Source organism: Stenotrophomonas sp. GD03958 (genome assembly GCF_029839005.1).
Taxonomy (GTDB): Bacteria; Pseudomonadota; Gammaproteobacteria; order Xanthomonadales; family Xanthomonadaceae; genus Stenotrophomonas; species Stenotrophomonas hibiscicola.
Genome location: NZ_JAOBZT010000005.1, coordinates 26,851 through 53,304, shown reverse-complemented (window position 1 = coordinate 53,304; position 26,454 = coordinate 26,851). Strand labels below are relative to the sequence as shown.

Annotated in this window: 31 protein-coding genes and 1 pseudogene; 6 read left to right on the top strand and 26 right to left on the bottom strand. The window is 61.9% G+C overall.

Annotated elements, in window-relative coordinates:
- Positions 1-95 precede the first annotated feature (95 nt).
- The 6 genes from N5C25_RS02830 to N5C25_RS02805 all read right to left on the bottom strand — a co-directional run bounded on the left by N5C25_RS02830 (position 96) and on the right by N5C25_RS02805 (position 6,477).
- Positions 96-620: a hypothetical protein gene (locus tag N5C25_RS02830; RefSeq protein WP_279936366.1), complete on the bottom strand. Its 525-nt coding sequence runs from the start codon at positions 618-620 to the stop codon at positions 96-98.
- A gap of 87 nt (positions 621-707) precedes the next feature.
- Positions 708-3,746: a TraM recognition domain-containing protein gene (locus N5C25_RS02825; protein ID WP_279936365.1), complete on the bottom strand. Its 3,039-nt coding sequence runs from the start codon at positions 3,744-3,746 to the stop codon at positions 708-710.
- A 24-nt stretch (positions 3,747-3,770) separates the two neighbouring features.
- Positions 3,771-4,103 (bottom strand): hypothetical protein, encoded by a 333-nt coding sequence (locus N5C25_RS02820; protein ID WP_006375352.1) that lies wholly within the window; start codon positions 4,101-4,103, stop codon positions 3,771-3,773.
- 65 nt (positions 4,104-4,168) lie between these two features.
- Positions 4,169-5,350, bottom strand: a complete 1,182-nt coding sequence (locus N5C25_RS02815) for a hypothetical protein (protein WP_279936364.1) — start codon at positions 5,348-5,350, stop codon at positions 4,169-4,171.
- A 61-nt stretch (positions 5,351-5,411) separates the two neighbouring features.
- The gene (locus N5C25_RS02810; RefSeq protein WP_279936363.1) at positions 5,412-6,047 is read right to left on the bottom strand and encodes a hypothetical protein; all 636 of its coding nucleotides are present in this window, start codon (positions 6,045-6,047) and stop codon (positions 5,412-5,414) included.
- Positions 6,048-6,075: 28 nt separating this feature from the next.
- Positions 6,076-6,477, bottom strand: a complete 402-nt coding sequence (locus N5C25_RS02805; protein ID WP_279936362.1) for a hypothetical protein — start codon at positions 6,475-6,477, stop codon at positions 6,076-6,078.
- A gap of 765 nt (positions 6,478-7,242) precedes the next feature.
- Here N5C25_RS02805 and N5C25_RS02800 point away from each other — a divergent pair.
- Together N5C25_RS02800 and N5C25_RS02795 are read left to right on the top strand one after the other, a co-directional pair.
- Positions 7,243-8,334: a hypothetical protein gene (locus tag N5C25_RS02800; RefSeq protein ID WP_279936361.1), complete on the top strand. Its 1,092-nt coding sequence runs from the start codon at positions 7,243-7,245 to the stop codon at positions 8,332-8,334.
- A 5-nt stretch (positions 8,335-8,339) separates the two neighbouring features.
- On the top strand, positions 8,340-9,236 hold the full coding sequence (locus tag N5C25_RS02795) for an HNH endonuclease signature motif containing protein (protein WP_279936360.1): 897 nt from the start codon (positions 8,340-8,342) through the stop codon (positions 9,234-9,236).
- A 224-nt stretch (positions 9,237-9,460) separates the two neighbouring features.
- Here N5C25_RS02795 and N5C25_RS02790 read toward each other — a convergent pair whose 3' ends face one another.
- The 3 genes from N5C25_RS02790 to N5C25_RS02780 all read right to left on the bottom strand — a co-directional run bounded on the left by N5C25_RS02790 (position 9,461) and on the right by N5C25_RS02780 (position 11,240).
- A complete protein-coding gene (locus N5C25_RS02790) occupies positions 9,461-10,069 on the bottom strand; it encodes a hypothetical protein (RefSeq protein ID WP_279936359.1) in 609 nt (202 codons plus the stop codon).
- Entirely contained in the window at positions 10,066-10,662 is a 597-nt protein-coding gene (locus tag N5C25_RS02785) for a ParA family protein (protein ID WP_279936358.1), read from the bottom strand. The genes N5C25_RS02790 and N5C25_RS02785 overlap by 4 nt, the downstream gene beginning before the upstream one ends.
- Before the next feature lie 113 nt (positions 10,663-10,775).
- The gene (locus tag N5C25_RS02780) at positions 10,776-11,240 is read right to left on the bottom strand and encodes a hypothetical protein (RefSeq protein ID WP_279936357.1); all 465 of its coding nucleotides are present in this window, start codon (positions 11,238-11,240) and stop codon (positions 10,776-10,778) included.
- Positions 11,241-11,569: 329 nt separating this feature from the next.
- Between N5C25_RS02780 and N5C25_RS02775 the strand changes: the two genes are divergently transcribed.
- On the top strand, positions 11,570-13,354 hold the full coding sequence (locus tag N5C25_RS02775) for a type 4 pilus major pilin (RefSeq protein WP_279936356.1): 1,785 nt from the start codon (positions 11,570-11,572) through the stop codon (positions 13,352-13,354).
- A gap of 162 nt (positions 13,355-13,516) precedes the next feature.
- On the opposite strand, the gene N5C25_RS02770 is transcribed toward N5C25_RS02775, so the two are convergent.
- The 13 genes and pseudogenes from N5C25_RS02770 to N5C25_RS02710 form a co-directional block, all read right to left on the bottom strand.
- Positions 13,517-14,278, bottom strand: coding sequence for a hypothetical protein (locus N5C25_RS02770; RefSeq protein ID WP_279936355.1), 762 nt, complete (start codon positions 14,276-14,278; stop codon positions 13,517-13,519).
- Entirely contained in the window at positions 14,275-15,192 is a 918-nt protein-coding gene (locus tag N5C25_RS02765) for a hypothetical protein (protein WP_279936354.1), read from the bottom strand. Before N5C25_RS02765 ends, N5C25_RS02770 begins: the two co-directional genes overlap by 4 nt.
- Positions 15,193-15,279: 87 nt before the next feature.
- Positions 15,280-15,719: pseudogene (locus tag N5C25_RS02760) on the bottom strand (DUF6573 family protein).
- A 245-nt stretch (positions 15,720-15,964) separates the two neighbouring features.
- A complete protein-coding gene (locus N5C25_RS02755) occupies positions 15,965-16,528 on the bottom strand; it encodes a hypothetical protein (RefSeq protein ID WP_279936352.1) in 564 nt (187 codons plus the stop codon).
- Positions 16,525-17,055, bottom strand: coding sequence for a hypothetical protein (locus N5C25_RS02750; protein ID WP_279936351.1), 531 nt, complete (start codon positions 17,053-17,055; stop codon positions 16,525-16,527). The genes N5C25_RS02755 and N5C25_RS02750 overlap by 4 nt, the downstream gene beginning before the upstream one ends.
- Positions 17,024-17,278: a hypothetical protein gene (locus N5C25_RS02745; protein WP_279936350.1), complete on the bottom strand. Its 255-nt coding sequence runs from the start codon at positions 17,276-17,278 to the stop codon at positions 17,024-17,026. Before N5C25_RS02745 ends, N5C25_RS02750 begins: the two co-directional genes overlap by 32 nt.
- A 359-nt stretch (positions 17,279-17,637) precedes the next feature.
- Positions 17,638-18,126 (bottom strand): hypothetical protein, encoded by a 489-nt coding sequence (locus N5C25_RS02740; RefSeq protein ID WP_279936349.1) that lies wholly within the window; start codon positions 18,124-18,126, stop codon positions 17,638-17,640.
- Positions 18,119-18,403, bottom strand: a complete 285-nt coding sequence (locus N5C25_RS02735; RefSeq protein ID WP_279936348.1) for a hypothetical protein — start codon at positions 18,401-18,403, stop codon at positions 18,119-18,121. Before N5C25_RS02735 ends, N5C25_RS02740 begins: the two co-directional genes overlap by 8 nt.
- Before the next feature lie 88 nt (positions 18,404-18,491).
- Positions 18,492-18,713, bottom strand: coding sequence for a hypothetical protein (locus tag N5C25_RS02730; protein ID WP_024956690.1), 222 nt, complete (start codon positions 18,711-18,713; stop codon positions 18,492-18,494).
- Between the two features lie 38 nt (positions 18,714-18,751).
- Positions 18,752-19,255: a hypothetical protein gene (locus tag N5C25_RS02725; protein WP_279936347.1), complete on the bottom strand. Its 504-nt coding sequence runs from the start codon at positions 19,253-19,255 to the stop codon at positions 18,752-18,754.
- 294 nt (positions 19,256-19,549) lie between these two features.
- Positions 19,550-20,032 (bottom strand): ABC transporter permease, encoded by a 483-nt coding sequence (locus tag N5C25_RS02720; RefSeq protein WP_279936346.1) that lies wholly within the window; start codon positions 20,030-20,032, stop codon positions 19,550-19,552.
- Between the two features lie 59 nt (positions 20,033-20,091).
- Positions 20,092-20,454 (bottom strand): hypothetical protein, encoded by a 363-nt coding sequence (locus N5C25_RS02715; RefSeq protein WP_279936345.1) that lies wholly within the window; start codon positions 20,452-20,454, stop codon positions 20,092-20,094.
- Positions 20,451-21,311 (bottom strand): hypothetical protein, encoded by an 861-nt coding sequence (locus tag N5C25_RS02710; RefSeq protein ID WP_279936344.1) that lies wholly within the window; start codon positions 21,309-21,311, stop codon positions 20,451-20,453. Before N5C25_RS02710 ends, N5C25_RS02715 begins: the two co-directional genes overlap by 4 nt.
- Here N5C25_RS02710 and N5C25_RS20475 point away from each other — a divergent pair.
- The gene (locus N5C25_RS20475) at positions 21,208-21,777 is read left to right on the top strand and encodes a helix-turn-helix transcriptional regulator (protein WP_345781906.1); all 570 of its coding nucleotides are present in this window, start codon (positions 21,208-21,210) and stop codon (positions 21,775-21,777) included. The two genes, N5C25_RS02710 and N5C25_RS20475, sit on opposite strands and share 104 nt — an antisense overlap.
- Before the next feature lie 46 nt (positions 21,778-21,823).
- Here the strand turns inward: N5C25_RS20475 and N5C25_RS02700 are convergent, their stop codons facing one another.
- Positions 21,824-22,321 carry a hypothetical protein gene (locus tag N5C25_RS02700; RefSeq protein ID WP_141098664.1) on the bottom strand — a complete coding sequence of 166 codons (498 nt, stop codon included), beginning with the start codon at positions 22,319-22,321 and terminating at the stop codon, positions 21,824-21,826.
- 118 nt (positions 22,322-22,439) lie between these two features.
- Here N5C25_RS02700 and N5C25_RS02695 point away from each other — a divergent pair, with 118 nt between their 5' ends.
- A complete protein-coding gene (locus tag N5C25_RS02695) occupies positions 22,440-23,072 on the top strand; it encodes a hypothetical protein (protein WP_279936343.1) in 633 nt (210 codons plus the stop codon).
- A 162-nt stretch (positions 23,073-23,234) separates the two neighbouring features.
- Here the strand turns inward: N5C25_RS02695 and N5C25_RS02690 are convergent, their stop codons facing one another.
- The 3 genes from N5C25_RS02690 to N5C25_RS02680 form a co-directional block, all read right to left on the bottom strand.
- A complete protein-coding gene (locus tag N5C25_RS02690) occupies positions 23,235-23,432 on the bottom strand; it encodes a hypothetical protein (protein ID WP_088375520.1) in 198 nt (65 codons plus the stop codon).
- Between the two features lie 165 nt (positions 23,433-23,597).
- Positions 23,598-23,966 (bottom strand): hypothetical protein, encoded by a 369-nt coding sequence (locus tag N5C25_RS02685; protein WP_279936342.1) that lies wholly within the window; start codon positions 23,964-23,966, stop codon positions 23,598-23,600.
- 223 nt (positions 23,967-24,189) lie between these two features.
- Positions 24,190-24,357 carry a hypothetical protein gene (locus tag N5C25_RS02680; protein ID WP_153643641.1) on the bottom strand — a complete coding sequence of 56 codons (168 nt, stop codon included), beginning with the start codon at positions 24,355-24,357 and terminating at the stop codon, positions 24,190-24,192.
- A gap of 241 nt (positions 24,358-24,598) precedes the next feature.
- On the opposite strand from N5C25_RS02680, the gene N5C25_RS02675 reads away from it, so the two are divergent.
- Positions 24,599-26,044 carry an EAL domain-containing protein gene (locus tag N5C25_RS02675; RefSeq protein ID WP_279936391.1) on the top strand — a complete coding sequence of 482 codons (1,446 nt, stop codon included), beginning with the start codon at positions 24,599-24,601 and terminating at the stop codon, positions 26,042-26,044.
- Positions 26,045-26,454: the final 410 nt, after the last annotated feature.

Below are 26,454 nucleotides of genomic sequence, written 5' to 3'. Positions count from 1 at the left end.
TTTACATAACCAGTAAAGCACCATCAAACTGGACGTCAAGACGCAAAAATGCCCGATTCTGCGAAGAACCGGGCAGATTTGAACATCGGTAAAGATCACTGTCGGAAGACGTTCGGCTGGGCCTGCTTCTGGTGCTTCTCCCAATCGTAATTGGCAGCGTAGTCCTTCATGAAAGCCGCCTCCTTCAACGAACTGCGGGCGTAATCAGCGTATCCCAGGCGACCGGGCCCGTTCTCCATCCGCTGCTCACGGGTCAACATGGGAGGGCTCTCCTCCCGCTGGCCCCCGCGTTGCTGCCGCCACTGCGCAACGGTCGCATGAACCACCTGCTCGTGCTTGTCGTCCGGCTTTGCATCACGAACGGCTTTGTCGGCCTCCTGGATCTTTGCCTGGAGCGCGGCGATCTGATCGGGCGAGGCCTTCTCTGCCCAATCCAGAACGCGCTGTCGGCGTTGCTCGATGGCGTCTTGGTCTTGGGCCACGTTCTGCTCGAAGTCGGCCCGGGCCGCGCTGTCCTTCTGGGGCGGTGGGCGATCGCCCAGAAGCCGCTCGTTGCGCTGCGCCTGGAGTGCTCGTAGCTCGGTCATTTCTTCGATGGGTTGGGAAAGGTTGTCGCTCATGTTTGTTTCCTCCGCTGGGGTGAATAGGTTCATCGTTGATCAATCCGCAGGTTTGGCAAGGGGGGTGAGCCCCCTTGCCTATCCGCATCAATCCGCATCGGGCAGGAGCTCTGCCAGGTCGAACCGCTTGATGCCAGCCCGGTTCAACGCCACAACGGCGTGACCGCGGGGCTCAAGAAGGGCGGAATACTCCTCGCGCAGGAACAGCGGCTGCACCTCGCGCTTGCCCCCGGTGGGCATGTCGATGTCGCGCGCGATCTCGTCTTGGCCGAGCGTGTCCTCCGATCCAATCCGCCAGCGGCGGCCCGTCACGGCGTCGATGCGCGAGGCCGTCAGTCGCCCAGCCCCTTCCATGCGCATCTCGTCGTAGGCGGACGCGTAGGCATGATCCGGGTCGTTGAGCACGGAGTGGCGCCAATTGTTCATGCCGCCTTGGTAGTCGATGCCCCGGGTGCGCTGTTTGAACGTGGTCAACGTTGCCTGCCCGAACCGCTTTTCCAGGTATTCGTGGGTGTTGTGCGAGCACTTCAGCGCGATCACCGACTGCATCGTATTGGCCATGAGATCCGCCTCGTTGACCGACCCAAAGGCGTTGACCAAGCTCTCAAAGCCTTGCGTTGCAAGCACGGGCATCAACCCCAGCGAGCGCGAAACGGAGAACAGGTTGATGTCATCGGCCGTCAACAGCAGGTGGGCCTCGTCCATCATCAGCATCACCTCGGTCTGGCCGGGCAGTGCTTCACGCCATTTATCACCGTATGCACCACGCCCTTTGATTCCGTTCATGACCCGCTGTTTGAGCAGACGCATCATCATTTCACCTGCCTCACCGAATTGGGTCGGGGGCAAGAAGAGGCCTACCATGGCTCCATAGAGCGCGTCGGAGACGTCCACCTCGCCCGTCTCAATCGAATGCCAGGGCATGTCCGTCTTGCTGTCACGCAGCTTTTCGCCTCGCAAGAGCTTCTCCAGCAGCCCTCGTGAGTTGAGCGTGAACGATTGCCTCTGTTCCGGATGCATCGCGGGAATCTCCAGGAACGCCCATTCCAGCGAGCTCTGCAGCTGAGACATGGGACGGAAGAGATCCGGGTGGATGGTCTGCGGAGCGCTCTCTTGACGAAGGCGGTGCTGTTGCAGGTAGGCCGCGTAGGCCAGCCGCCCTTCTTCGTCATGGCTCGTGTCCGCCTCTTCCAGGCCCAAGTATTTCACCACCTCCATCAGCTTTGCATTGGCACGAGGCGCGGGGCTGGCGGGAATCACGCGTTCCACAATGGACAACAACTTGGCGTGGTGGAATGGCGTGTATTGCCATTGCCTGTCGTCACTCACAGGGATTCGATGGATGGCGATCTGCTCGGCGATCCGCTCGAGCAAAGCCTCAGTCTCGGCCACGTCCTCGTCCAGCTTGCGCTGTTTGACCAGCTCAAGCTCCGCGTCCAACTGTGCACGCTCCAGCCCTTCCAGCTTGGCCGAACACCAAGACCTGTAAGCCATCTCGTGATCCACGAGCGCACGAAGAATGATGCCGGTGTGGTAGAGAAACGCGTCACCGCCGTCGGTCCAAAGCTTGGATTTCTCGTCCACGCGCCCACCGGCTGCACCGCGCAATGCCCGGACGATCTGATCGGGCGCCAACCCTTCGTAGGGCCCCACGCGCATTCCAGGCTTGACGACGATATCGAACAACCCTTCCAGATCCGCGATGATTGCTCCGTCTTTACCGTCGGCAATGAGAGCACCGCCAGCCAGCTTCTGCCGCGTCAAACGCTCCCTTACATTGCCTTGTTCCGACGCCACAGACGCCATTGCCAAGGCGGCTTTACGGAACCGACGAGCGATGGGTCGCAGTGCGGCATAGGATTTGCCCGAACCGATGGCCCCGAACACGAGCAGGCCCTGCTGGCAATCGCGCCATGAGAACATCATCACGGTGCCCAAGTCGGGCGAGTAGCCATAGCCCTTGTCGGAAAGGTGTCCCGTGGCGCGCCCAATGGTGATCAGCGGGGTCTTGTCCCGCAGGGCCGCCTCGGCTTGCTGCTCTCGCGCCTTGACGTGCGCATTGATCAGCGCCCCCTGGGTGGCCAGGTTGTTGTCGTTGTTCTGCAGGTAAAGCCGGGCAGCGTTTTGGACAAAGTTTCCTTCGGCGTATTGCATCGCATACATGCAGGCCAACACATAAGGCGCCGCCTCGCCCAAACCAAACGGCAGGACCTTGGCGACAACCAAGGTGGCAAAGATGAGGCCCACCCACTTCATCGCTTGAATGAAGCGCGCGGCCGTCCCGCCAATGACGCCCCGGTGCGGGCGTGAGGCCGCCGCCACAAAGCAAACCACAAACAGGATGCCGACCAAGCCAAAGGCCCACCACAGGTAGGTCTTGGCGATCTGGGCATACACAGCCATGCCGCCGGCTTGCATTGCCACCTCGGTGCCGCCATTGCTTTCCCCAACCACGAACTGAAGCGCCATCGGAACCCATTGCAGCAGCACCAGGGCTTTCAGGGCCTCCTTCATGCCCTCGCCTTGCTTGAGGGCAATGAAATAAGGAATGGTCAGCAAGAGAGCTATCACGCTTGCCCCACCAATCCGGACAAAGCTTTCCAGCGTCGAGGCGGCCTCTAGCTTGGTCCAACCCATAGAAACGATCAGGCTCACCAAGAAGGTTGCCAGAACGCCGATCATGGGGAAGGCGAGATACATCAAGGGAGTGGCCAGGCTGTCGCCGCCCTGCCCCATGTCGTTGCCCTGCAGGAAGCCCTCGGCACGCCGTCCAAGCTTCGTCGTGATGATCCGCGATTGGGTGTCACGCAAATCTTCCGGAACCTTCGGCCACCACTCCTGGAATTCGTCCTCGCTGCGTCCATCGGGCACCTTGAACACTTGGGCGTTCTCGTCCCAGACGGCGCCGCACTCCAGCGCGAAATCTCTGTCAGCGTCCGGCACATCGAGCTCTCGGCTGCGCACGCGATCGGTCACGTCAAAGCGCCCCACGAGGTTTTCATAGTCCTCGTTGGATTTGACGATGATCTCTTCTTTCACGCTCAAAGGCTCGCCGCTCTTCCGTCGGAACTTGCGGCCCAAGCCGCTCGTCCAGTCCAGAACGTTGAACAAACTGATTGCTGCCATCTCTGTTTCCCTCCCCCTGTTAAATCAACGAAGCCAATGCGCCAAGACGGCAAGCACCAAGCAAAGCGGCGCGCACGCCAGGAAGCCCGCTTTGGCCACCCAGCGCTCTGCGACCTGCTCAACCTTGCTCGCGTAGAGCCGATCCTTGGTCCATGCCTCATACGCGGCGTCGTCTCTGACCGGAGGCCTGCGATCGGCGCGCAAGTAGTAGAAAGTGCGGCGAACGCCTTCGCTCAGGTGGCCCATGCCAAACGATTCAGGGCTGCCAAGGAACAAGCGCCCGTGCAGGTTCAGCCACTTTGAGCCGAAATGAAGTTTTCCGGGTTCCCGGTATTGCGTGAACAGCCACTTGAACATGCTTCCCCCTTATTCGTGAGTAGGTCACTTCTTTCTAGATCGAATCCGCGGATGCGCAAGGGGGATCAGTCGATGCCCGACTTCTTCGCCCAGGCGTCCAGGTCAGCGTTGGCTTTTCGCTGCCAGTCGTTCCGCGGTTCGGCGGCTGGTGCGGGGGCCTTCTTCGGGGCGGTCGCACGTTTCGGCGAAGGCATTGGCTGGGGCGCAATTGGCGCTGTCGTCGTTACCGGGGGAGCGGTGACAGGTGCGGGCTTCTCGATCGTGGTTTCTGGCCTGGCCTGTTCTGAAAGCACTGCTGGAGCAGGCGCGATCAAAGGGGCTTCTACCACCACCGGCGCCTGCTCTGGAACAGCCGGGGTGGCCACCGGTGCCACGGGAGCCGGTGTGCTCGAAGGCATCTGGTTGTTCTTCCCAAGCAAGAAGTAGATCGCCCCCGCGGCCAAAGCCACCGCCACCACGCTAGCCAAGACCCAGGGCCAACGAAAGCGGGGCGTGCAATGCAATGAAGCTTGCGTTGCTTCTGGTGACTTGGCGTGGGGTGAGGGGCCAAGCTCCTCTGCAACAGTGGCGGCCAACTTTCCTTGCCCTGTCGAAACGCCATCGGTCACCTGCAGCTCCTTGACAGCATCTGCAGGCTGATACGAAGGGGCGTCCGCCTCCGGTGTAAATCTGGCGGCTTCCACGACAGGCCGCAGTTCCGTCACTCCTGGCTCAAGATTCGTTTCGCTCACGCCAACCGCTTCTGCTTCGACGGTAGTTGCCGCTGGCTCCCGGGCGGACAACGCATCGACCAGGTCCTCGGCTGCCATTTCGGCAAAGGGTGCTTTGCCCTCCCCCACCTCCCCATCAACAAGCACAAGGTCCTGAGCCATTCCGTCAACCACGAGAGAACCCGCGTCCTCTCCCTTCAAAGACTTTGTCGCCACCTCGGCTTCGCTCGGCTGGACGGTGGGTCCAGACTCGGCTTCTGTTACCTGAATTCTTTCCTCCGCGCTCCTTGCCCGCTTGGCGTCCACGGTCGCCTTGACCTCCTTCGCCTTTTCGGCAGCGGCAGCAACGCCCTTCTGGGTCAACTCGGCAGTGCGCTTGCCGAACACCCCAGCCCAGTGACTGGCCGCTTTCAGGTTCTCTTTCACGCCGTCGGAAACCAGCCGCTCTTCCTGCGTGGGCGAAGCGGTCGGGGTTGCGTTGGCACGCTTCAGCAATTCTTCGCGCTTGCGTTGCTGGATTCTTTCTTCTGGGGTCATGTCGGCTCCTGGGAATGGGGGAAGGAAGCCCGGGCATCGCAATACACCCGGGCGATTGGCGTCAGCGGACGTCAGGCACCGGGGTAACGACGATCACGGGCTCACCGCTGCCGCATCGGTCGTCCACCGTGACCTTGGACAGCGCGCCACGCTTGGCCAGCTCAACGATGGGCACCTGGCAGGCGGCCTTGTCGGCTCCCTGGAAGACCACCGTCAACCCGTTGCTGGACTTGTTCAACAGACCCGCGAACTTGTCGAGGAAGGCCCGGGTGTCGCTGCCCAACCGCTTCATGTCGGCGGGGTTGTAGTTCAACCGCAACGAATCCAGGACAGCTTCCTGCTTGCCTTCCACGGTTTGGGTCTTGGTGACCACTTCGGCCTTCATGCCAGCCGCACGGGCGGCGTCGGCGGCCTGCTCGGCGTGCTCACGCTGCTGCTTCACGTAAGACGCCGAAGCCCCCACTGCAGCACCGGCGGCGCAAGCGCCCAGGGCTTTGTCCTTCTTGCCCGTGAGCAAGGCGATGGCTCCGCCGGCCACGCAACCGATGCCACCGGCTTTGAACAGACGCTTCTTGTCGGCCTTGGGCTTGCCATCGTCCTCCGCGGCGTGGACCGCATCAGGGGCGGCCTGGGCGGAAACCTGAAGCGGCATGAACGCCGCCAGGCAGAGAGTGAGAGGAAGGGAAAAACGTTTCACGGGATGGATCTCCTGCTGTGGGGGAAAGTTAGGTGCGTGGAGCAGTCATGGGTCCGGTCGCGGGCACCTTGGCCGCACCAGAGCCTTTGGGAGAGGGTTGCGAGAGGGCCGCCGTCACGACCTTGCGAAGCGCTTCTTCGTAGCGCTGAATGGCAGTGCCCTGCTCCGCCTTCGTTTCGTCTCGCAGCCGCCGCAGGTCTTCCTGGAGCGCACTCCGGAACAGCGCGTTCTCCTCCCGCAGATCGTCGATGAGGCGCTCCAGCTGAGCGTTGGCGCTCTCCAACACGCTCACCACGGACGTGGCGGTGTTGTGTCGCTCCAGCGCCTCTCGCACGTAAGCGCTGAACCCACTGCCCGATTCACGGGCGATCCGCTGAGCAAGTTTCAGTTGCCGAGGGTCGAGGTTTACGTTTTGACGAACAAACGCCATCGGTCGAGTAACTCCGTTTCGGGATTACTCCACCGATACCGCGAATCTCGGAGTTGGCAAGGCCCCACGTCAGGAGCCTGAAAAACATGGGCCAAACGAGCTAACAAGCACTGACACTGTCTCCATTCAGTGGTGACATGGTCAGGCCTTGATTGCATTGAGGTTTCGGCAGGCGTTACACGGATTCTTGGGCGAAAAACGCACTCCCACTTCAGTGCGTCATGTGTATGACGACTCTAGGGAACCGTCAGGGCTCCTGCTTCTCTGCCACTGGCGACATTGCTTCCACCCACGTTGGGCTCTTGCAGTTGCTTTTCGGCGGCCCCTTGCGTGTTGCCCCAGGTGCGCTATTGGTGGTCTACGCCCCCTCGCCCCACAGGACCACCGCCCACGCCATGCCCACGCAACGCTCCCGCTCTTCCCCCCCTCACGCCCACCGATGCCCCACCCCGGGAATCCGTGCAAAGTTTTTCAGCCCACCGTTTCGCATTGCCCCGGATCCCCAGGACAGGTTGCCCTCGCCCACCCGCTGCACCGCCCCACGACACCCAAGCCACGTTGGTTTTAGTCAAACGTGTGCAGTGCCATTGGATGCACCGACACCGTGCTTTCCGAATCTTCCGTGGGCAGCCAAAGAACCACTGGAAGGAACCCGCAAATCCCTCGCACCAATTCGTTTTAGTCAAACGAGGGTGCGCGCCATGGCCTCCATTCACCGCCATTGGCCTTCAACGATCCGCCTGCTGTCGTTTCAGGAGTGCTCTCATGAACACCGCTGACCTGGACGCGTTTGCCCGTCGCGTGCTGGCCTTCCATGCCGTCCGTGCGCCTGCCACCCCACGCTGGGCGCTGGACGTGGCCCGCCGTTCCGAAAGCCCTGTGTGCGCTTTCTGCACCGCCCCCTTGGACTTGGACCGTAGCCATTCGTGGGGGCTCTCACCGCTCGTTCCGTTGAGCCTAGCCGGCCCAAGGGACACCGAGAACCTGCGCATGGCTTGCAAGCGCTGCATCACCGAGCGGGGCACCCGTGACCTGTTGGCCTGGCCCGAGTTGAGCCAGCGGCTGCCACCAGAACCCTTGGACGCCCTGCTGGCCGACCGGCTGCTTGTCCTCCAGCGCTCCGACAACCACCTGGTCGAGGTGGGGCGCTTTGCCAAGCCAGCCACCGTCCTTGCCCAGCTCCAAGAGCGCTGGATACACCCCCGGTTCGTCGTTCACGCCCAGAGGCATTCGGACGGCTGGATAGTGGGGTGGCCACTGGCCCACCGTGCCCATCTGACGCGAAACGACTTGGCCGCGCTCTTGCGCAATATGCACCAAGGCCAATGGCTGGAACACCCCGACGTGGTGGCCTTCCGGTTAACCGAGGATGTTTTTCAAGCGGCGGTGTGGCAGCTGATCGCCCTCCACGCGTTGGTCATTCCCCTGCCTTTGGGGACTGCTCTCCCTCCCGACCGCTCATTTGAGAACCGGTGGATGGCCCGGTATCCAAGCCTGCGCCAGATCCGACTGCGGCGACAGGGCACGCACGAAGCACCGTGGCCTAGCCAGGCCAAAGACCACATTCCGGCTTACAGCGACAGGCCCAACGCCGTTCGCATGCGGACCCAGCGTCAAGCCACACGTGAGGGGGAAACGAAGGCCCAGTGGTTGGAAGCAAGGCGGCGTTTGGCGAAGCGAGACGCGGGCGTGGCAAGTGGGACGCTGAGGGCATGGCTGCCTGGCGAACGGGCCGCGCTGCAGGCCGACGTGGACGATCTGGCGGCGGCGTGGTTGAAAGCCCGCAAGCGCCAGTCGAAAGGGCGCCCGGACACCAGGGATCCCTTACCATTGAGGCAAGCTCAGACAATCAATTGACCGACATGGACGAAAAGGATCAGGACAAGGGAAGCGACAGTAAGGCTAACCGGAACCCGTCGAAGCCTCAGCGGCGAAAGAAGAAGTGGAAGGAGCAATTCAACAAGCCTTTCAGCAGCCTGTTCACTATCCGCGCTGACGAAGATGCAAACCCACCGGAGTTGGAGGAATACCTGGTTCGCCAGCATTTGGAGAAGGGAACCAGTCAACTACGGATGACCAGCCGCGATCTCAGGTTGGCGCTGAAGGTCTTGAGCTTGGGCGAGCTGAACCAACTTTGGAGCATGCGCGAAAAGAAACTCAAGTATGTGGAGGACGCCGCACTTCTGTTGGCGCACATCCGGCACCGGTCCGGGATTGACCTTCAGTTGCGCCCTGCATCAGAGCTTTTCAGTCACGATGTGATCCAAGCCCTCCAGGGCGTCCTTGAGGAGAGCGGGCGATTGAGGCAGGAACAGCCACTGCCGCCGGCTCCTGATGCTGTCGCAGCAGAGGGAAAGCGAATGGAGCAGGTCCTCCGCGTGATCCGAGAGGGCCAGGCCGAGTTTCGCAAGCGCCTAGTCGCTCACTATGGAGCGGTGTGCATGGTCACCGGGACCGCCCTGGCCAGCGTCATCGACGCCGCTCACATCGTCCCTTACAACGGAGCTTCCACCAACGCTCTGAACAACGGTCTATTGCTACGAAAGGACATCCACGCGCTGTTCGATGCAGGCCTGTTGACCATCGGGCCGGACCTGGTCGTTTACGTCAGCGCGGGGGTGGACGATCCGTTCTACCGTTCGTTGGACGGAAAGGAGCTCTCGCTGGACGCTCCGCCCAAGATGTCCAAAGAGGCCCTGCGGCGGCGACTGGCGGGCAATGAATCGTCCGAGCTGGACAGTGCCAGCCTTTCTCAATGAGCCGACCCAAAGCTCCGGCTGATCGGACAAATCAAACCATTGCTCATGATGGGAAAGCCCTTCGCGTGGATCCGGAAATTCAATCAACGGTTCTCCGCGCCGTAGGCGTATGCCTGCTCCCGCCAGGGGACGCTTTTTCAGCTGCTTTTGCTCTGGCCACGGGACGATCCACAGCCACAAGAAGGCGGCCATAGCCGCTTTCTTCGTTCCCATGTTTGTGAGGGTCAGTAGATCTTCCCGTTCTTGCTCATCCCCAAGTTCCGCACTGCCACCCTGGCGGCCTTGCGGTCCTCCGCGTGCTCGTCCACCGGCGAGCTCACGATCAACAGCGTCTTATCCTGGATGAGCGACGCCGCGGCGTAGTCGGCCAACGCCACCATGGCGGTGGTCAACGCGACTTCACTGCCGGCGTCTTCCGAATCGTCGAAGCCAAACAGCTTGGCGATGTTCTCGCGGAGCTTTGGCGGGATCGTCACCATGGCCCGGTGGTGGCGCAGCCCGTCCTCCCGACGACGGTAGTCGTGCAGCGTGACCGATCGGGGCATGACCATGTGAACCCGCTTTCCTCCGACGCTGCCCGCCTTCTGGCTGTCGTCGTAGTCAAAGTAGGACTTGCGCTCCGGGTAGTCGCCCGGCCCGAGCAACAGGTGCTCCGGGATGCGGGCAATCGGAACGCCTGCCGCTTTGCTGGCCCGGCGGGGCTTGGCATGGGTCACGTCCTTGACGTCATCCAAGGTGCGCTTGACGGCCTTCTTCGTGCCAGCCTTCTTGGCAGGAGCTTTGCGAGTGGCCATGGGTAGGTTTGGGAGGGAAACCAAAGGAAGCTCCATCATGCCGCAGCCCTCCGGCCTGCACCAGCGGCCAAAGTATCGCGCACCCGGACAGCGAGGGAGTGGATCTCCTCCTGGGCCACCCGGGCCCAGCGGCCGTTGGCGTCGAACACGGTCTTCCCCTCCTCGTAGCAGTCCGCAAACAACGCTCGGTCCCGCACCAGGACGGCACCCGACATCTTAGGGTGCTCCAGGCGGCGTCGATGGGCTGCCCGCTTGTCGTTGGCCCGGTTGGCGATGGGCAGGTAACGCTTTCCCTTCTTTTCAAGAACATCCACGGTTCGCAGGAAGATGAGAAAGCTGGCCCCATCGAGCAACGTGGGCACCAGGTAGAGATCAGCCTCGGGGATCACTTCGTTGTCCGGCAGGCGTGGTGGAGTGTCGGTGATCTCCACGTCGAAGCCCGGGGAGCGCGAACGTCCGACACTGAACGGTGTTTCGTCCGACAGCGAGGCAAACGCACAGGCTCCGCCTTGGGGGTCCCGGTCGTTGACCAACACACGCAGGCTGGGGTCACGGGCATAGCACCCGGCAAGATTCAGGGCCAGCGTCGTGCGGCCGACGCCACCCTTGAGTGAGAAGTTGCACAGCCGCATAGGGTATCCTTTCGTGAGTAGATAGGGGTTCCTACCGAATCTACCCCGACGCCGCCATTGCGCAAGTGCATGTTTTTGCAACCTTTCGGGCCGTTCAGCCCTTTGATTCTTTTCTATTCTTCCAGCGAGGCGACTGGACGACGGCTGTCCCACCGCAGCGTGTAGGCGACGTTTGAAGGCGAGCAATGCAGATCGAATGGCTGAGAGGCCATCCATGCTTTGACAGACGGTGGCGTAGCGCCATGCAGCGCTTCAATGATCGTCCAGCGTTGCTTTGCCGGGCCGAACTCCGCAAACACGTCCGCCCCGGCTTCGGCCAGCATTCCGGCCATCTTGTCGTAGCACTGCCGCTTGTGGGGGTCATCCTGGTTCACGTGCCACCCCATGCAGGCCACGTGGAACGCGGTAATCCCGTTGGGCCCCACCGGGTGGTCCAAGGAAGGAAAAGCCGTCATGCCCCTCCACGCCTTCAGGCGTGCCTCGCGGACAGCCGCGATGGCTTCTTCGAGCTCCCAAGGGTTGCGGTGCTCGATGGCTTCCAGAAGTTGTTGAGCAAGTTTGTGGGCGGTCATTTCCATTTCAGCTCCTTGCGCAGCTGGCGCTCGAAGTGGCGTTGCTCACGCGCCAGGCGGGCTTGCCGGCGAAGCTTGCCTTCGGGCAGGAACGCGGGAGCCGTGGGAGGGATACATGCGAAAGAAGGGCCAGCAATGGGGCGGGCCAAGCGGGTGGGGTTTTCAATCATGGCGTCGGTCTCTTGGGTTTTTTAAATGACATTCATGAGTAGGTCACCCCACTCTCTTAATCCCATGCAACCAAACCACCGTGCAATGTCAAGATGAAAAATCCAACTTTTTTTGACTAAAAAACAGGGGCTTGCGGAATCCAAGGTGCATCGCATGCTGAATGCATGACGCACATGATCCGCCGCTGTTCGCCCACCCTCACCCGCCTTTCCAAGGGCGTGCGCAGCGCGCTGGGCTTCACCCTCACCGAGGCCTTGCTGGCGCTGGGCGTTGTGACCGCAGCCACGGGCGCGATGTTCCTCTTCTTTGGCCAGGTCGATGCAAAGGCGAAGGTGGCCAGCGAAACGCGCAACCTGCGTGAGCTGTCCCGACGTATCGAGAGCAGCTTTGGGATGGTGGGGACGTTCCGCGGAGTGAGCACCACCGCTGTGGTGGTCGATGGCTTGGCCCCCGAATCCCAACTCGGCGTCGGGGAAAGCGTCTTGACCAACGCATGGGGCGGCGCGGTAAACGTCCAGCCCTACACCGTCGATCGCTTCGGTGATTCGTTCTCCGTGAGCTACGCCGGACTTCCTCGCCAAGCGTGCGTGGACCTGGTCGCGGCCAACGCGAGCGGGGTGTGGGACGCGCAGGTGTCGGACGTGTCGGTGATTCGAAACACCGGCGGCCAGCTCGACGTCGGATTGCTGGGCCGCACCTGCGCTGACAAATCGCGCGTGGTCTTCGTCTACCACAGCGGCTTGTTGGGGGGCGAATGGACCGGATCGCCGCTGGTGTTGCCACCCGTCACCCCCTCGGTCACGCCTCCCGTTTCTCCACCCGTGGGAAGCCCCGTAGGACCCGTGGGACCGGTCGCGCCTTCCCCGCCGGTGTCGCCCCCAACCGCCCCGCCACCAAGCGTTCCTCCCACGACGCCCCCACCGGCCACTCCACCCTCTCCCCCGGTGACCGTGACGCCTCCGGCTCCGCCTACTTCACCGCCCGCCACGCCGCCACCGACAAGCACGGTGCTGCCGTGTCAGGAGTGGAGCGAAAACCGAACGATCAACTGCCCAGTGGGTCAGGTGGGCCAGGTGTTCCAGAACCGCCGTCACCACTGCGGAACCGACCCGAGCGTTTACGAGGCGTGGGCTGGGTCCACGACGGCCGGCAGTTGGACCACGACGAGCAGCAGCTGCGCGCCGTGCCCGGCTCCCGAGACGCGCAACGTGGGATGCCCTGCCGGTCAGTTTGGCGCGATTGGGCAGCAGCGCACCTTCACGTGCACGGGCACCGGTTCGTGGAACGCCTGGACGCAAACCAATACCACCTGTGTGGCTTGCCCAACGCCTTTCCCACAGGCGGAAACCCAGTGGATCACCACGGCGGCCGCTTGCCCGGCAGGCCAGAGTGGATCGCACACGTGGCAGGCCGAGCAGCGGCGGACGAGGATGGGGTCTTACAACTGCCCGGCCACCACGTGGTCGCTGCCAAGCCCGACGTTCACCACTTGGACAAATTGGGCGGAGACTGGGGTTCGTCGCAACGAGGCCAATACATGCACCGCCAACGCACCACCTCCGACGTTTCCCGAATACACCGGGCGATCTTGGCATTCGTGGGGAGACGGAGGGCACTACGGCTGGGCGATCTTCTGCAACGCTCCCCGGACCCTGGCCGAGCTTCAAGCCACCTCGTTGGCATGCACTTGGCAATACGAAACGAACGACACCCCCACGTTTACGCCAGAGCCACCTGGCGTGACCCGCCCAACACCGGCTTTGGAAGCCTGTGTCTACGCGCTGCGCGCCAACTTAACTCCGATGCCAGGTTACGGCTTCGTCAACCACCCCGGCACCGCGGTTTGGCCGGCGGCTTGCTCTTGCAGCGTCGTGGGTCCAGGCGCACGGTTCTACTGGCAAGACCTGGGAGCGAGCGACTGGGTGGGCTTTGAATTCAAGTGCCCCTGACGGCAAAGAAGGCGGGGGGCATCCCTCACGTTCGAAGTGGCAAAGCTTCGGATTTCCAAAACCGACCGGAGGCAATGCCCTCGCACCAAGCGTGCTTTTCAGAAGGCAGGTGGCTTGGCCACCTGCGGCGGCTTCTGGGCTCTTCGCTGTTGTGCCTCGAAGTCAAACCCCAGCCAAGGCTTTCCACATCGCCTTGCCTTGGGCTTCGTGAACCGACGCGTATTGCTGCGGATCCCAACTGGTTCCGGTCAAGAGCAGCCCCAGCTCTGCCACGGTGGCTTGGCAACGATCGCCAAAAGCCAGGACCTCATTGAAGGTCAACCCAAGCGTGTTGATGTCAAACGCGCCAGGCTCCTCGTCCAGCTTGCGCATTTCCAGGTGGGCGTGGTGCTTGTCCCGGAGCGTTTTGATCTTCTCAGCCACTGGGTCGGCCATCAAGAGCGCCATAGCAGCGGAGACCTTTTCCCAGCCACTATCGAAGCGCGAGTAGTTCTCGTCCCGATCGCTCTGTCTGAACTTCTCCTGGAAAACAGCCGAGCTTTCGGGCGGCAGGTCACTGATCGGTTCGTCGTGGAAGTGATCGAACATGCGCCCATAGCGCTCCCGGTAGTGCTCCTTGATCGCGGGATCTGCTTGAAGCTTTCGCCAGAGGTTGGTCAGGCTACCGGACCGCGAGTCGTTATCCAGAAAAAGCCGTGACTGATCGCGCACCAGGTCTTGTCCAAGAAGCGGCGCCAAGTGGTTCCAGGCATTGGCGCCCGGCGTCTTGTCCAGCTTGGCTTTCAGTCCTGCCTGAATCTCGGGATCTTGAATGAGTGGGGACAGAATGTGCCGGCGCTCGTCGAGGATGTGGCATTCCTGCGTGAGCACCCGAACGAATCCATCGATTTGGCGAATACGTTGCTCCAGTTCCTCAGGCTTCATTCTTGCTCCGCCTCCAGCGGCACTTGCTGGAACCGCACCTGCAGGCGTTTGATGAGTGCTCGAGTTTCCGTGTTCGGAGCGCGCGTGCATACCAGCACCGCCTCCCCGTTGGGCACGTGACGGATCGCCTTCTGCTCGGCCCGGAGAACGGCGCGGTATTTCACCGCTTGGTAGACGCCGCGCTGGAGCTCGTCCTCCGAGCACTTGCTGGTTTTAACTTCCACCGCCAGGCGATGTCTTCCGTTATCGAAATGCGCGTCCAGTCGGTCACCCGAGCTCAATAACTTCTCGTTGCTCCCCGTGGGGAAGCTCCCAAAGTCCACGAACTCTTCGGGATGGCTGGCCACCCACGCCTTCAACGCTTTGTGCTCATCGCTTTCTGGCCTGCCACCCTCCTGGACTTTAGGAAGGGGAAGAGGCGCATCCGCTGCCACCTTTTCAACCGCCCCGGCGGACGGGGTCAGCATGGTGGCTCCCAGAGCGCGGGCGACCTGGTCCCAATTGGGATAGGTGAAAACGTCTTCCATCGCCTCTCGCAAGTGCGCGCGGCGCTCTTCCTCGGTATCCAGCTTCTTTCCCGCGAAGTAAGCTGGCGAGATGGTGATCGCCCCCTCGCCAGGGTGTTTCGTGTTCTTGTTGACGACGATTGCGTGAAGGGGCGGGATGGGTTCCTTCCACTGCTCGCTGAGCCACTGCAGAGCCTGGGCCACTCCCCCGGCGACGGTGCCGTAGAGGTCTTTGCGGGGTTTGATCTCGTGCCCGAAGGTGTCGTGCAGCTCTTGGGCCAGGTCGCTGTAGGAATGGGCTTCGCCCTCCTGCGCCCACCGGATGAGGATGGGCAGCGCGTCAGGGATAACCCGGCTCCGCCAGGGTGTGCGTGCAAACTCCACCTTCGACCAATCGAACTCTTCCATCCCCTGCCCCTCCCTTGTCTTCCCGCTATGGTAGCGGCGGGACCAGCATGGGAAAACGATGAGGGCCGGTTTCCCGGCCCCCCTTTCTCAATCCTCGTTGGGCAGCATGATCGTCACCACCGGCTCCAGGGCGTCCCCGGGCCCACACAGTGCTTTCAAGGTAACCAGGCGGTGGGTGGACCGCATCAGGGTCGACCCGGTCTCCGGGTGGGCTTCGTTCGGCAACCAGTCGCCGGCATCGGGCAGAGCCACGTGGAGTTGGAACTGGAGCTCCGAACCGCTGCCCTGTTGCCGCTTGATGGCCACGTGGAGCATGAAAAGCACGTCCCAGAGCCGGCCGTCCACCGACTGGCCGCGCAGCTCCGACCCTCTGGGCACTTCGACGTAGCGCGCCCACCCAGCGCGCGTGATGGCCACGGCAACTTGAATCCGGCTTCTTTGGCCACGTCGGACACGTCCACCAGGACCCCGTCCTCGATCGCCTGGGCGCGGGTGTAGGAATGGATAAGGTCGAATTCGTCAAACATGGAGCGCACCTCGCTGGTGAGTAATGGCCCGGTCCAGGGCATCCGGTCCGGATGTCCTGGAATGGAAAACCCACCGCCCCACCGCTCGGCGCGGTCAGGGGAGGAAATGGAAGGGCTGGCGCGGCCCGCAGCGAAGCGAGGACCCGGGCCCTGGAATGGCCCTTGACCGGAGAAGCCGGGCGTTGGGGCCGCGCGCAGCGCAACGGGCTTGAATGGCGTGCCGCTGGCGGCACACCGACTGGCCCTCAATCGGCCCGCCTGAATCCTCCAAGGAGGCGCTGCCACCAGGACCGGGGAACCGCTTCCACGTTCTCTGGCAATGGAAACGTCCTGTCCCAGTCCAACTCGACTGGATCGCCGCCACTGGTGCGCACGAAGCCATGGGCCTTCAACGCCTCAATGGCGACGCTGGACGTCGCGTAGCACCGTGCGAAGACCCTGCCCTCCCTAGATGAACTGGCCAACGCGTGGCGCACCAATGCCTTGAAGCAACCACGCCGGATGAACTCTGGTCCCGTGCCGGCGAGATGGAGCTCGTAGCCTTCGCGATCATGCATGCAGATCAGAAACGCCGCCGGCTGACCCTCCCAGGTCGCAACCCTCACGTCGCCGTCAACCCTGCAAACCTCTGGTCGATTGTGTCGCAGCTTCATCATCGTCAAGAAGCCGACATGAAGCAGCCCTTCCACCAAGGGAACCGCTTGGGCGCTGAGGGTTTCGCGGAAATGCCCTTGCCGTGCTCCGTCGCGAAGCAGAGCAACTATCCATGCGGCATCTTCTGCAACAGCGGAACGAATGGAAATGGTCATACGTATGAACAAACCTCGGGAACGTTGTTCATCCAACCACTCTGCGCCGCGGACGCTTGAGCGGTGAGTGGGCCCAAACCTCGGATGAAGCGAAGAGACGCAAGTTGGACATCGTCTTGAGGCCAATACGGGCCATCAGGGGAAAAGACGAAGTGGTCGCCCTGTAGGGCCCCGCAGGTGGTGCAATGGTGGGCCAGGTAGGTTTGCCCGGAGGTTCGAGTAGTGGCGAAGCGAAGCCAAGGGGCGTGCCCGGCAACGAACGCAGCGCCCCCCTCGTCCAAGCGCTCGATGTAACGCAACAAAGCACCCTCCCCCTGATCCACCAACCCCTCGTCGTCGTGCTCCTCGAACGAGGGCACCCAGATCGCGGCGGTGGGCGTCGGCGCGTGGCAGAAATGGCACTCGGTGTGGCCGAGCAGCAGGCCGTAGGCCGGGGCTTGAAGGGTGGATGGAGCGGCAGCGTGGGTCATGAAACCATTTTGCCCTGCCAGGGTGTCAGCCGGTGAGACCAGCACGCGTTGAATCATGGGTGTTTCGGAGCGTTCCCCTCTGTGAACCCAGCCACGCCATTTGCTTGTATTCGTCTTTGCTGAGCAACTTGGACACTCCCAGCCACTGCACCAGGTGGTAGTGCGTGATCGTTCGCGGGTAGCGCTGAATCCCCTCGTGCAACAGCTTTGGCAGGTAACACACAGAGCCATCGCTGCGCTCGTAAGCGTAATAGCGGTGGCGGGTGGCACGCGTGGTCATGGCGTTTCCCTCAATGCGCCCAGAGGGCACGGTCGATGCAGCATTCAAGGCGCTGGGCCAGCCAAACGCTGAAAGGAAGGGCGATGGGGGCAGCGATGGCGAGAAGAGAAAGGGTCATGTCGGCGGTTCCAGTCGGTGGAAAAAGCGTTGCGTTCTTCCTGATCCCAAGGTAGATCGCCTTAGAGATTTGTCCACGGTTGTAGTGGACAAAATCTTGACTAATTTCTAGAACTGCGGAGCTAAGGCCGCAGTTATTCCTAACATCACTTCTCGCGCCGAAGGCGTCACCTGCTCTTTTCCACCGCTGCTTCTGCAGAAACCGGCGCGCAGCGACCGGTGGCGGCGTTGGGCGGTTGGCTCTACAGCCTTGCCCGCTTTGCTCTGACACTTCCCCGGGCCGCCCATGCCTGCTCCAGGTGGACCGCGCGTCGTTCGGCTTCCACCCTGGCCACCACGTGCGGCATCGCCGCGTTCAGCGATGGCGTGTTCCAGAACGGACTGCCCCGGTGAGGGTTGCCGCCCAGCCGCAACAGCAGCAACGCCGTCTGCTCAAGTCGGCTGCGCTCGTCGGCGTCGTCGCTCAACTGGTAGTCCGCCGCCAGCTTTTCCAGCGGGCGCTCGCACCAGTGGTTCCTCTCTTGAGGGTGCGCACCAGCTTGCAGGAGGGCTTCGACGATGCGGGGCCAGGCAAGTGCGGAATGGAGCGCAGGACCTTCGTTGAGGCGCCACGCGTTGGGGTTGGCGCCCTGCCGCAGGGCCTGTAGAGCGCGGAAAAGACTTCCATCGACGCACGCGTGAATCAGCTCAGCGCTCGGACTTCCTGGCGGTGGTGGGCGGCGGTCACCCATGGCGGCTGCCCCGAACCTGGTTCCGAAGCAGATGTCCTTGGACGTAGTCCCGGATGATCTGGCGCACCGCTTCTGCGGTGGAAATCCCCGCGTTCACCGCGCCCTGCTCCACCGCCTCCAATACGCTGCGCTGCAGCGAAAGGTGGGCCAGCCGCACGTCCCGTTCCCCACCCAGCCGACGCCTGCTCAGTGGGTAAGGTTTGGCGGCATACATGGCGAGCACTTGGCGCACGGCTTCGTTTCGCGTGACCTGCACGCGCGCGGCGGCCGCCTGCAAGCGCTCCAGATCACGGGAGTAGCCCCGGGAGGACGGAAGGGTGACAAGTTTTGGGGAAGGGACAGGTTGAAGCACAGCGCGCTCCGGCTTAGGACGCCGCGTCCAACGGCTTGGCAGCCGCCTCTCGGACCACCGCGATGGCACGCCAACGGTTGATCGCAGCGCCGGCGAAATACAAGGCGTCCACCAGTTCTTGCGCGGCCCCCTTCTCAAGCAGGGCCCGGTTGCAGGAGGCGAACCCTGCAAGGATTCCGTAGCGGTCCGCGTCGTCTTTGGCTTTGTTCATGGCTTCCGCAATTTGAACGTTCATGTCGAATCTCCTGATTTTTGCTGGTGGGTGATCGGCGGTTACAGGCGCACGCGCTGACGGGGAGCTTCCAGGACAGCCGCCGGAGCTGGAGCTTGGTTCTGCGCCTCTTGGCGCGGGTTCCACACCTCCCCACCGATGATCATGCTCGGACCACCTGCAGCAGGAAGGACCTGCGAAAGCCTGGCTTGCTTCGCTGCGGCGTTGAGCGCACGCGCGGTGTCCTCCTCCATGCTTTTGGCTTCGTAGATCACCGGCCCCTTCAAGTGCCCCTGCGCTTCGTCCACAAGGGCGGCAAGGGTTCGACCGAACTTTGACTTTGGCCCCTGGTTGAGAGCATCGACGTCCCAACGCTCGATCACTTCGAACGCCTTCTCATGACGGTGGCCAGACCTGTTGAGCTCGCCAAGCGCCGCTTCAGCGTCTTTCACGTTGAAGCGAATGGCGGAGAGCTTCACCGGGTGCGCGTAACCACCGCCACTCGATGCCGATTGTGTGATGGCGACCGCTTGGTTTCCGTCGCTGACGATGTGATGAATTTTCATGTCGATTTCCTTGATGGTTTTCGGAAGGCGCGATTGCCTATCCACAACTTCAAGGTAGATCGCCCCATGATTTTGTCCACTGCTTGAGTGGACAAAACTTTGACTAAAAGCAAAAACTGCGGAGCTAAAGCCGCAGTTATTCCTAACATCACTTCTCGCGCCGAAGGCGTCACCCGCCTTTCTTCCATCGCCGCTTTTCAGAAGCCGGCGCGAAGCGACCGGCGGTGGCTCTGGGCTTTGTTCTTTGCACAAAAATGGCCCCCTCGCGGGGGCCCCAAAGGACATGGACTGATCTTACAGGCTGGTGGAGCGCCAGAGCTTGCCTGCGATGCCACCCACGATCAGCGCCACGGGCATGAGCGCCGTCAGAGCCATCGGGGGCACGGAGGTGAAGAAGTTTCGCTCGCCCTCTTCCAGGCTCGGGTAGAGCAGGCCCACGGCAACGCTGACCAGCTGCAGGGCAACGACGAAGAGCAAGCCCACCAGGGCGCCCTTTCCAAAGCCACCTTTGCGCTGCGAAACCGGGAGCCCGCTGGCCCTAGCCGCGCGCACACGGGCCGCTCGCCAGTTCAACACGTAAAGCATGGACAACAGGAGCAGCACGGCCGCCCCACCAGCAGCAGCCAACCCGGCCTGCCAGCCGTAGCCCACGTTCTGGCCGATCTCTTGGGCCCCGGCAAGAAACAGCAGGCCCGCGCCCCCAAGGATGACGGTGGCCGGTGCCAGCAAGCCCCACTGCATGTGACCGGCCGGGGTGTGGTGAGCGTTGTAAGACATGGGACCTCCTTAGATGGGTGTTCCCTCAATGCATAGCGCGATTCCGCGCGTCGGCAAGGTCAGCCTTTCTTCTGGGCTCCGACCGGCACCCAGCCGGTGGGTTGCTTCTCAAAGACGAAGTCGTAGGCCGGCGGCACGGGAACGGGATCGGGTTTCAACTGCTGGCCGCCCTGGAACCCGACCACGTCCAGCGTTCCACCGGTCACGCACGTGGCACGCTGGGGACCAGTTGAGGTGCAATCCGCGGTGAGGTCTTTCCACCCCCGAACCTCGATTCGTTGGCCCATTTCGCTGGAGAGGTTTGCATTGGCATGCGCCTCGTAAGCGTGGGCGACTTGTTCGATGGTGGGAAGATCAGCTTTGCTGCTGCAGGCAGCCAACCCTGCGGTGATCAGGGTGAGGGAAACGAAGGTTGCTTTCATGCCGGAGCTCCTTGCGTTTTGGTCAAATCAACGTCGATGGTTTCGTCGCGGTATCCGAGCCGAACCCTCTCTATCGTCACGTCCATTTTTGGCACCGTTCCCTCCACCCAGACCCGGTTGACGGAGAACACCACCAGGTCGTCTCGGTAGCTGCGACCTTGTCGCGCCAGGTTGGCGGCCTCTTGGGCATTCATTCGGATCAGAAGGTGGAAGCGGCCGGCGTTGGGTGGGCTGGACACCCCTCCGGCGGTGCGGTGCACCCACGGCACAAAGCCCTTGCCGGTGACGCTTTGCCCGGCCCCGGACACCTGAGGCATGGGGATGAATCCTTCCAGCACCCCACGGTCGGCCCGGTAGGCAACATCGCCCAAGGCTTGGAAGGTGGGACGAATGCCAAATCGCCGGATGCCCTTGAAGCGTTCCAGGCGCGCGTCGAAAGCCGGCCCATAACGGCGCTCGATGGCGGCCGGATCATTGCCCGAGATGCCGTTGGCGCCGTGGACCTTCGTGTCCATCAACCACCACTGCCGCAGGCACCACTGGCGCTTGTCGGCCTCGATTCGATACGCCGAATGGGCCATGGCGAGCAGCTGCATGTCGCAAGTGTCCACGCCACCACCGCCTACGGCCGTTACCCCGGCCCGCAGGTGCTGAACCCCTTCCAAGCCTTCCTGATCCAGGTCCCAGTAGGTCCCGGGCGGCTCAAGGTAAGGGCTCCGCGACCTCTCGCTGACCACCTTCGGCGTGCCTTGGATGGCTCGGCCGATGTGGCGAAGCAGGTCCGATTCGGCCCGGGCCTGCTCAGCGGTGCACCAAAAGATTGCAACAGTCCCAGCTACGCACAGCACCTTCTTCATGCTTCCCCCTGTCGGATGTGCACTTCTATTTGCCATTTTGGCAAATGCAAGCGATGCTTGGAAGCATCACACTGGCGGGCCGATCCATGCGTTCAGCTTCCGACCGATGCCAGCTCCGCTTCCTGTGTCCAATACCTACGGCCGCCGCCTCCGTGAGGCTCGTTTGGCCCGGGGACTGAGCCAGGCAGACCTTGGGGCAGCTTTGGGATTGGAGGACCAGAACTCTGCGGCACCGCGCATTTCTCGCTATGAGAGAGGGGAGCGCATGCCCGACGAAACAACCATGGAACGCTTGGCCGAGGAACTGGGCCTCCCCGTGGCTTATTTCCACGCCGCGTCCGACGTGCTGGCGGAAGTGATCTTGGTGGTCTCCCGGCTCCCACCCGAACGCCAGCGTGAATTGCTGGCGCGGGTGAGAAACTTCGCGGAATCTTTGGAGCTATCGGAACGGGCAACCAAGACGTAGTCCCGCAGCACCGATCAGTCGATCAGGGCTGCTGGCCGACCTTGTCCTACTTCTTCCCGTAGATTTCCCAGAGCTCCTCGCCAACCTTCAGAGTGCCCTTTGCCCAATCTGGCAACAGGTCACCCAAAGCCTCACGGAAGCTTCCAGAAATCGAGTGCGTGGCGTCGCCTGCTCGTTTCCCTGGTCCAATCCAGCGGCGAATCCATTCTTTCCTGCCGTTAGGCTCGCTGGGTGGAGAAGAGCCAACAACTCTGAGAGCATGGCGCTGCAACGCGATAACCGCATCAACCTCAGTGCGGAGCGCCCTAGCCAGGGCCGGAGCATCCTCCCTTCCATCCAATGCAGATGCCAACGCCCGAAGGAAATTATCCGAGGCGAGCGCAGCCTCTGTTGCCTCTACCCACACATTCCCATAGCGCTGAACTTCGTCCGGCAATCGCATCAACCTGAGCCGTGACAACTGCACCCCGTTTCGAAAAAGTTCCTCAAGCTTTTCCTCCCAGCTCATTTCCTCAAGCGGTGTTGTGTTTGCTTCTTCGCTCATAACCGTCCTTTCCTTGGGTGGTGGATCGTTATACCAATCGGCCGGAGGCACGGGTAGCTTGAGCATCCCATCGCACTAAGGCCGCGACTTAAACGTCTCCACGCCGCAGCTAGCTCTCATGGCGGTGCTGAAGCGGCGAATTCTGCGACCTCCTTGGGTGCCAATGGCCAATAATGCAAAGATCGGTCCTGTTGACACCGATTCTAAGAGGCCTCAAGATCGGTTCTATCAAGACCATTTCAAGGCTGATGCTATGCAGACAGCAGTCACCACGTCGCGCGCAGCGGCAATCATAGGTATTGGATATGAGGGACTTCGGAGCTACCTAAAGCGAGGACTGCTGGGTAGAAGTGGACTGATCCCCCCATTGGTTTCGAAGGATTCGCCTGCTCCAGACCAGAGCGCGGCTCGCGCCTCTTGGAAGCGCTTTGGATTCACAGACCTCTGCCTCATGCGTTTGGCAAAACAGCTGATCGATATGGGACTGAGCTTTGATCAGGCCAACTCCATCGTTTCAAATGAAGAAATGCGTTCGTTTTTCAGGAAAGGTAGTGTCACCCCAGACGCCGTGGTCATGTGCTGGCCACCTTTCCAGGAATACATAGTCTTCGTGGGTGAAGAACGACGATACCTAGCCGATCACTTGGCGCAGGCGAACGGAACGGCTCTTGTGATCGAACTGAAGGCTATTGCCCATACCGTCACGTCGAAGCTCAAGGAAATCTGGAATGAGGGCGTTTCGACTCTTTAAGGCGAACGGCCTGCGCTCTCCGACTTTTTTCCGTCAACGATTGAGACAGCAGCACGCGAACGAGTTCGCTGAAGTGCATTCCCTCCCCGACTGCCGCCTGTTCCATCCGGTCTTTCAGCTCCCGTGGCACGCGAACGGCCATCTGCACGTAAGGTGGCCGGCTCACGTGGACAGCCTCGCCAGGGTGAGCACCCACCCCAGCACTAGCCCAGTCAGGATTTGGGCGCGCGAGCGGTAACGCACACGAAGCGCCCCGCTGACGTGGCGGGCATTGGCCCAATGGATACCGGCCAGGCCCAGCACGGTGGCCAGGAATGTTGCAGCCAGGACGGCGGCCATCACCGCGCCGACGGTGGTCATGCCAGCGCTCCGGCCATGGTGGCTAGGACGAACCACTGTCCAGCGATGAGGGCGTAGCCAATGAGCAATCCCTCCAAGCCCGCCCAGCGCTGGCCCGGGGTGCGCAGCAGCGCCGCACTGTCGTTGAGCAAGGACCACCCGGAGAGAACGGACAGCCACTCAAAATCATTGGTCGTAGCGATCATAGATCGAGCCCTCCCCTCCAGCGGAATTGATGGTGGAGGGCAACATGACCTCCTCGTTTTTCACGCGTCCGAACGCGCTGGCAAACACGTCCTTGAGCGAGGTGCTTTGGGCCGCGTCCCGTTCAGCTTGGCGCGCATACTCGTCCAGCCCAGACGGGAACACCTGGCGTGTGCCGTTGACGGCGCCGCGCAACCCGCTGGCGTTGGGCATGCTCGCCCCAAAGGTGCGGTTCCACGTGTCGGAAAACCGGTCCAAGCCGTCCATGCCCATGAACAGCAATCGCGCCAGCACCAGCACAACCACGGCGTTGACGACAAGCCGCTTCGTCAGTCTAAATCCAATGAACATGTTCCCCCCTTTCGTTTCGTTGGTCGGTGTCAGACGCACGCATCGCGAACGTCATACGTTTGGGATACACCGACACGCGAAACCCACAAAGGGGGTTATTCTGACTAAAGCTAAAAATTGGGAGAAAAGCCCGATCACGCTGCAGGCGCGGCTGCACTTGCCCGTCAGCCGGCGCTCGACTGGGGCAGTGCTTTGAACGGTCCGAGTGACCAAATTGGCAGGGCTAAATCGGGCCCAAGTCTTTGACCACCGCCTGGCCAGGCTTCAAAAAGCCCAATAGCAACCGTCCGCCGGCGACGGTCCGCCCCATGCTGGCGTTGAGGTATCGAGCCTGGAGCTGCGCTGCCACCAGCAGGTCCTGGGTGGCCATGCTGGCGATCGCCGGGCTCACGGCCTATTGCTGTACAGTTCAGACGCAGATGCATGGTTGTTCGATCGAGGCTTGCAAGCCAGTGGAGCTGGGGCTGAAGTTCATGGAAAGCTTGCCGATAAACCTGTAACAAGGTAAATGAGGCGAGAAGCCAAGCGAAGCGATGGCGCGTTTCAGATCGGGGGTTGCTTTGAGCGTTCGAGAAAATCGGCGTCGCTACGTCTTGACCGTAATAGGAGCCACGGCGGTGTGCCTCTTGGCGATGCTCGCGGTCGCCCAAGCCATCCTCTACGTGCGTGACAAGGAAGGGGCGGAGGCAGTGGCGGAAGCCGCGGTGACGCGCGCGGAGGCCATATCTCGTAACCGGCGCGTAGCGGCCGAACAAGCCTCTCGCATCGGACAGCCGCCTTGCTCCGACACCGACATCGACTCACTAAAGGAGATCGCGTTCCACTCCATCTACATGAGCGACATCGGTCGCATCCGAGACGGACGCCTTGTCTGCAGCGCTCTCTGGGGGCGCTCGCGCCCCTACACCCTCCCCGCCCCACGCTTCTCCAGCGGCGCTGTCCGGCTTTGGCACGCGTCGGATCTCGTTGGCTCCCCCTACACCGGGTCCAATCTGATCGCCCAAGGCGACACGTTCACCGTGTCCTCCCCGTCTGCCTTCGAGAGCTTGGACCCTGCGCGCAGCAGCTCCATCAGCATCGAAACGAAGGACCGATCGTTTACATTCCGCACCTTGTCCCCGACCAGCCGCGTCGGCACCCCGTCTCTCGTCCAAGCTCAACATTGCAGCCGGGTGGCCGACGTTTGCGCGTTCGTTACCAGCCCTAGGCACGTGGTGTCCGAACTGCCCTCGGCGTTGCTCACCACCATCCTGGCAGCGGGTGCCTCGGTAGGGCTGTTGCTCGCGTTCTTGCTGATCAAACACCAAATCACGGCTCGGCAAACCATCCAGCAACGGTTGGTGCTTGCACTGAAGCGCAGCGAGATCGAACTGGCCTACCAGCCACTGCGTCGAATTGGCACGCGGGAGCTCGTGGGATTTGAAGCGCTCAGCCGCTGGCGCCCGCCGGGAGACGATGAAATCCCGCCGGCCATCTTCGTGCCCATCGCCCACCGATTCGGCCTGAGTCCTGATCTTTTTCGATACGTGCTGGCCCGTGCCATGAATGATCTCGCCCCCGCGCTGAGGGAGCATAGGAACCTCTACGTAAGCATCAATGCCGAGCCCGTGGACATGGCCCAAGAGTGCGTCGTTCGCTACATCGGCAGCGTCACCAACGATTTTGGCGTGTTGCCAGAGCAACTTCGCATCGAGATCACCGAGCGGGAAGAACTCGTGTCCGCTGCCGCAAAGAGCAACATGCAGGCCCTCTCAGTTCTGGGATACCGGTTCTTGATCGACGACTTCGGGACCGGCAGCGCCAACTTCTCCCACCTCGCCCAATCGCCATTTCGAGGAATCAAGATCGATCGCATGTTCGTGGCCGCTATCAACGAGGACTCCCCCCTGCGGCCCGTTTTGCCAGGGATGTATCGCATCGCACGTGAGCTTGGGCTGGATGTCATCGCAGAAGGCGTCGAATCAGAGGCGCAAGATTTGCTGCTCTACCGGATTGCTCCAGAGGCTATTGGCCAAGGGTGGCACTATGGCTGCCCTCTCTCACCCAAAGACGCGCTCGCCGCCATCCAAGTTGGGTAGCCCTCGCGCACGGGTCGACCCGAGCGCGTTCACTGGCGCTTGACGTTCGCCCTAGCAAGATGTCCGTGCGTCCGATGGACGCGACAATCGTGAAAATCTCCGCTATGGCGCTGACCCCAGTTGGCGCCGCCGAACCCAACGGGGTGACTCCCCCTCCCCTAGGTGACGCCCCGGCAGTTCAGGGCATCGTCGTGATCGGCACCCCTAGCAACTGGCCCATTTCGGCCAACATGCGACTCTGGGCCAACGGATGACAATCAACTTAAAGCGGTGATGGGAAATGCCTAGCCTCTGGTCTGGCTTTTTGCTGCTGAGCTGACTTGCTCATCCCGTTTCAAGGGCGCCACGCGACCCGCTTCGCAGTGCGCAAGACGTCAGCACAAAGCGTCCCTTTGCGTCCTATTCCTGCT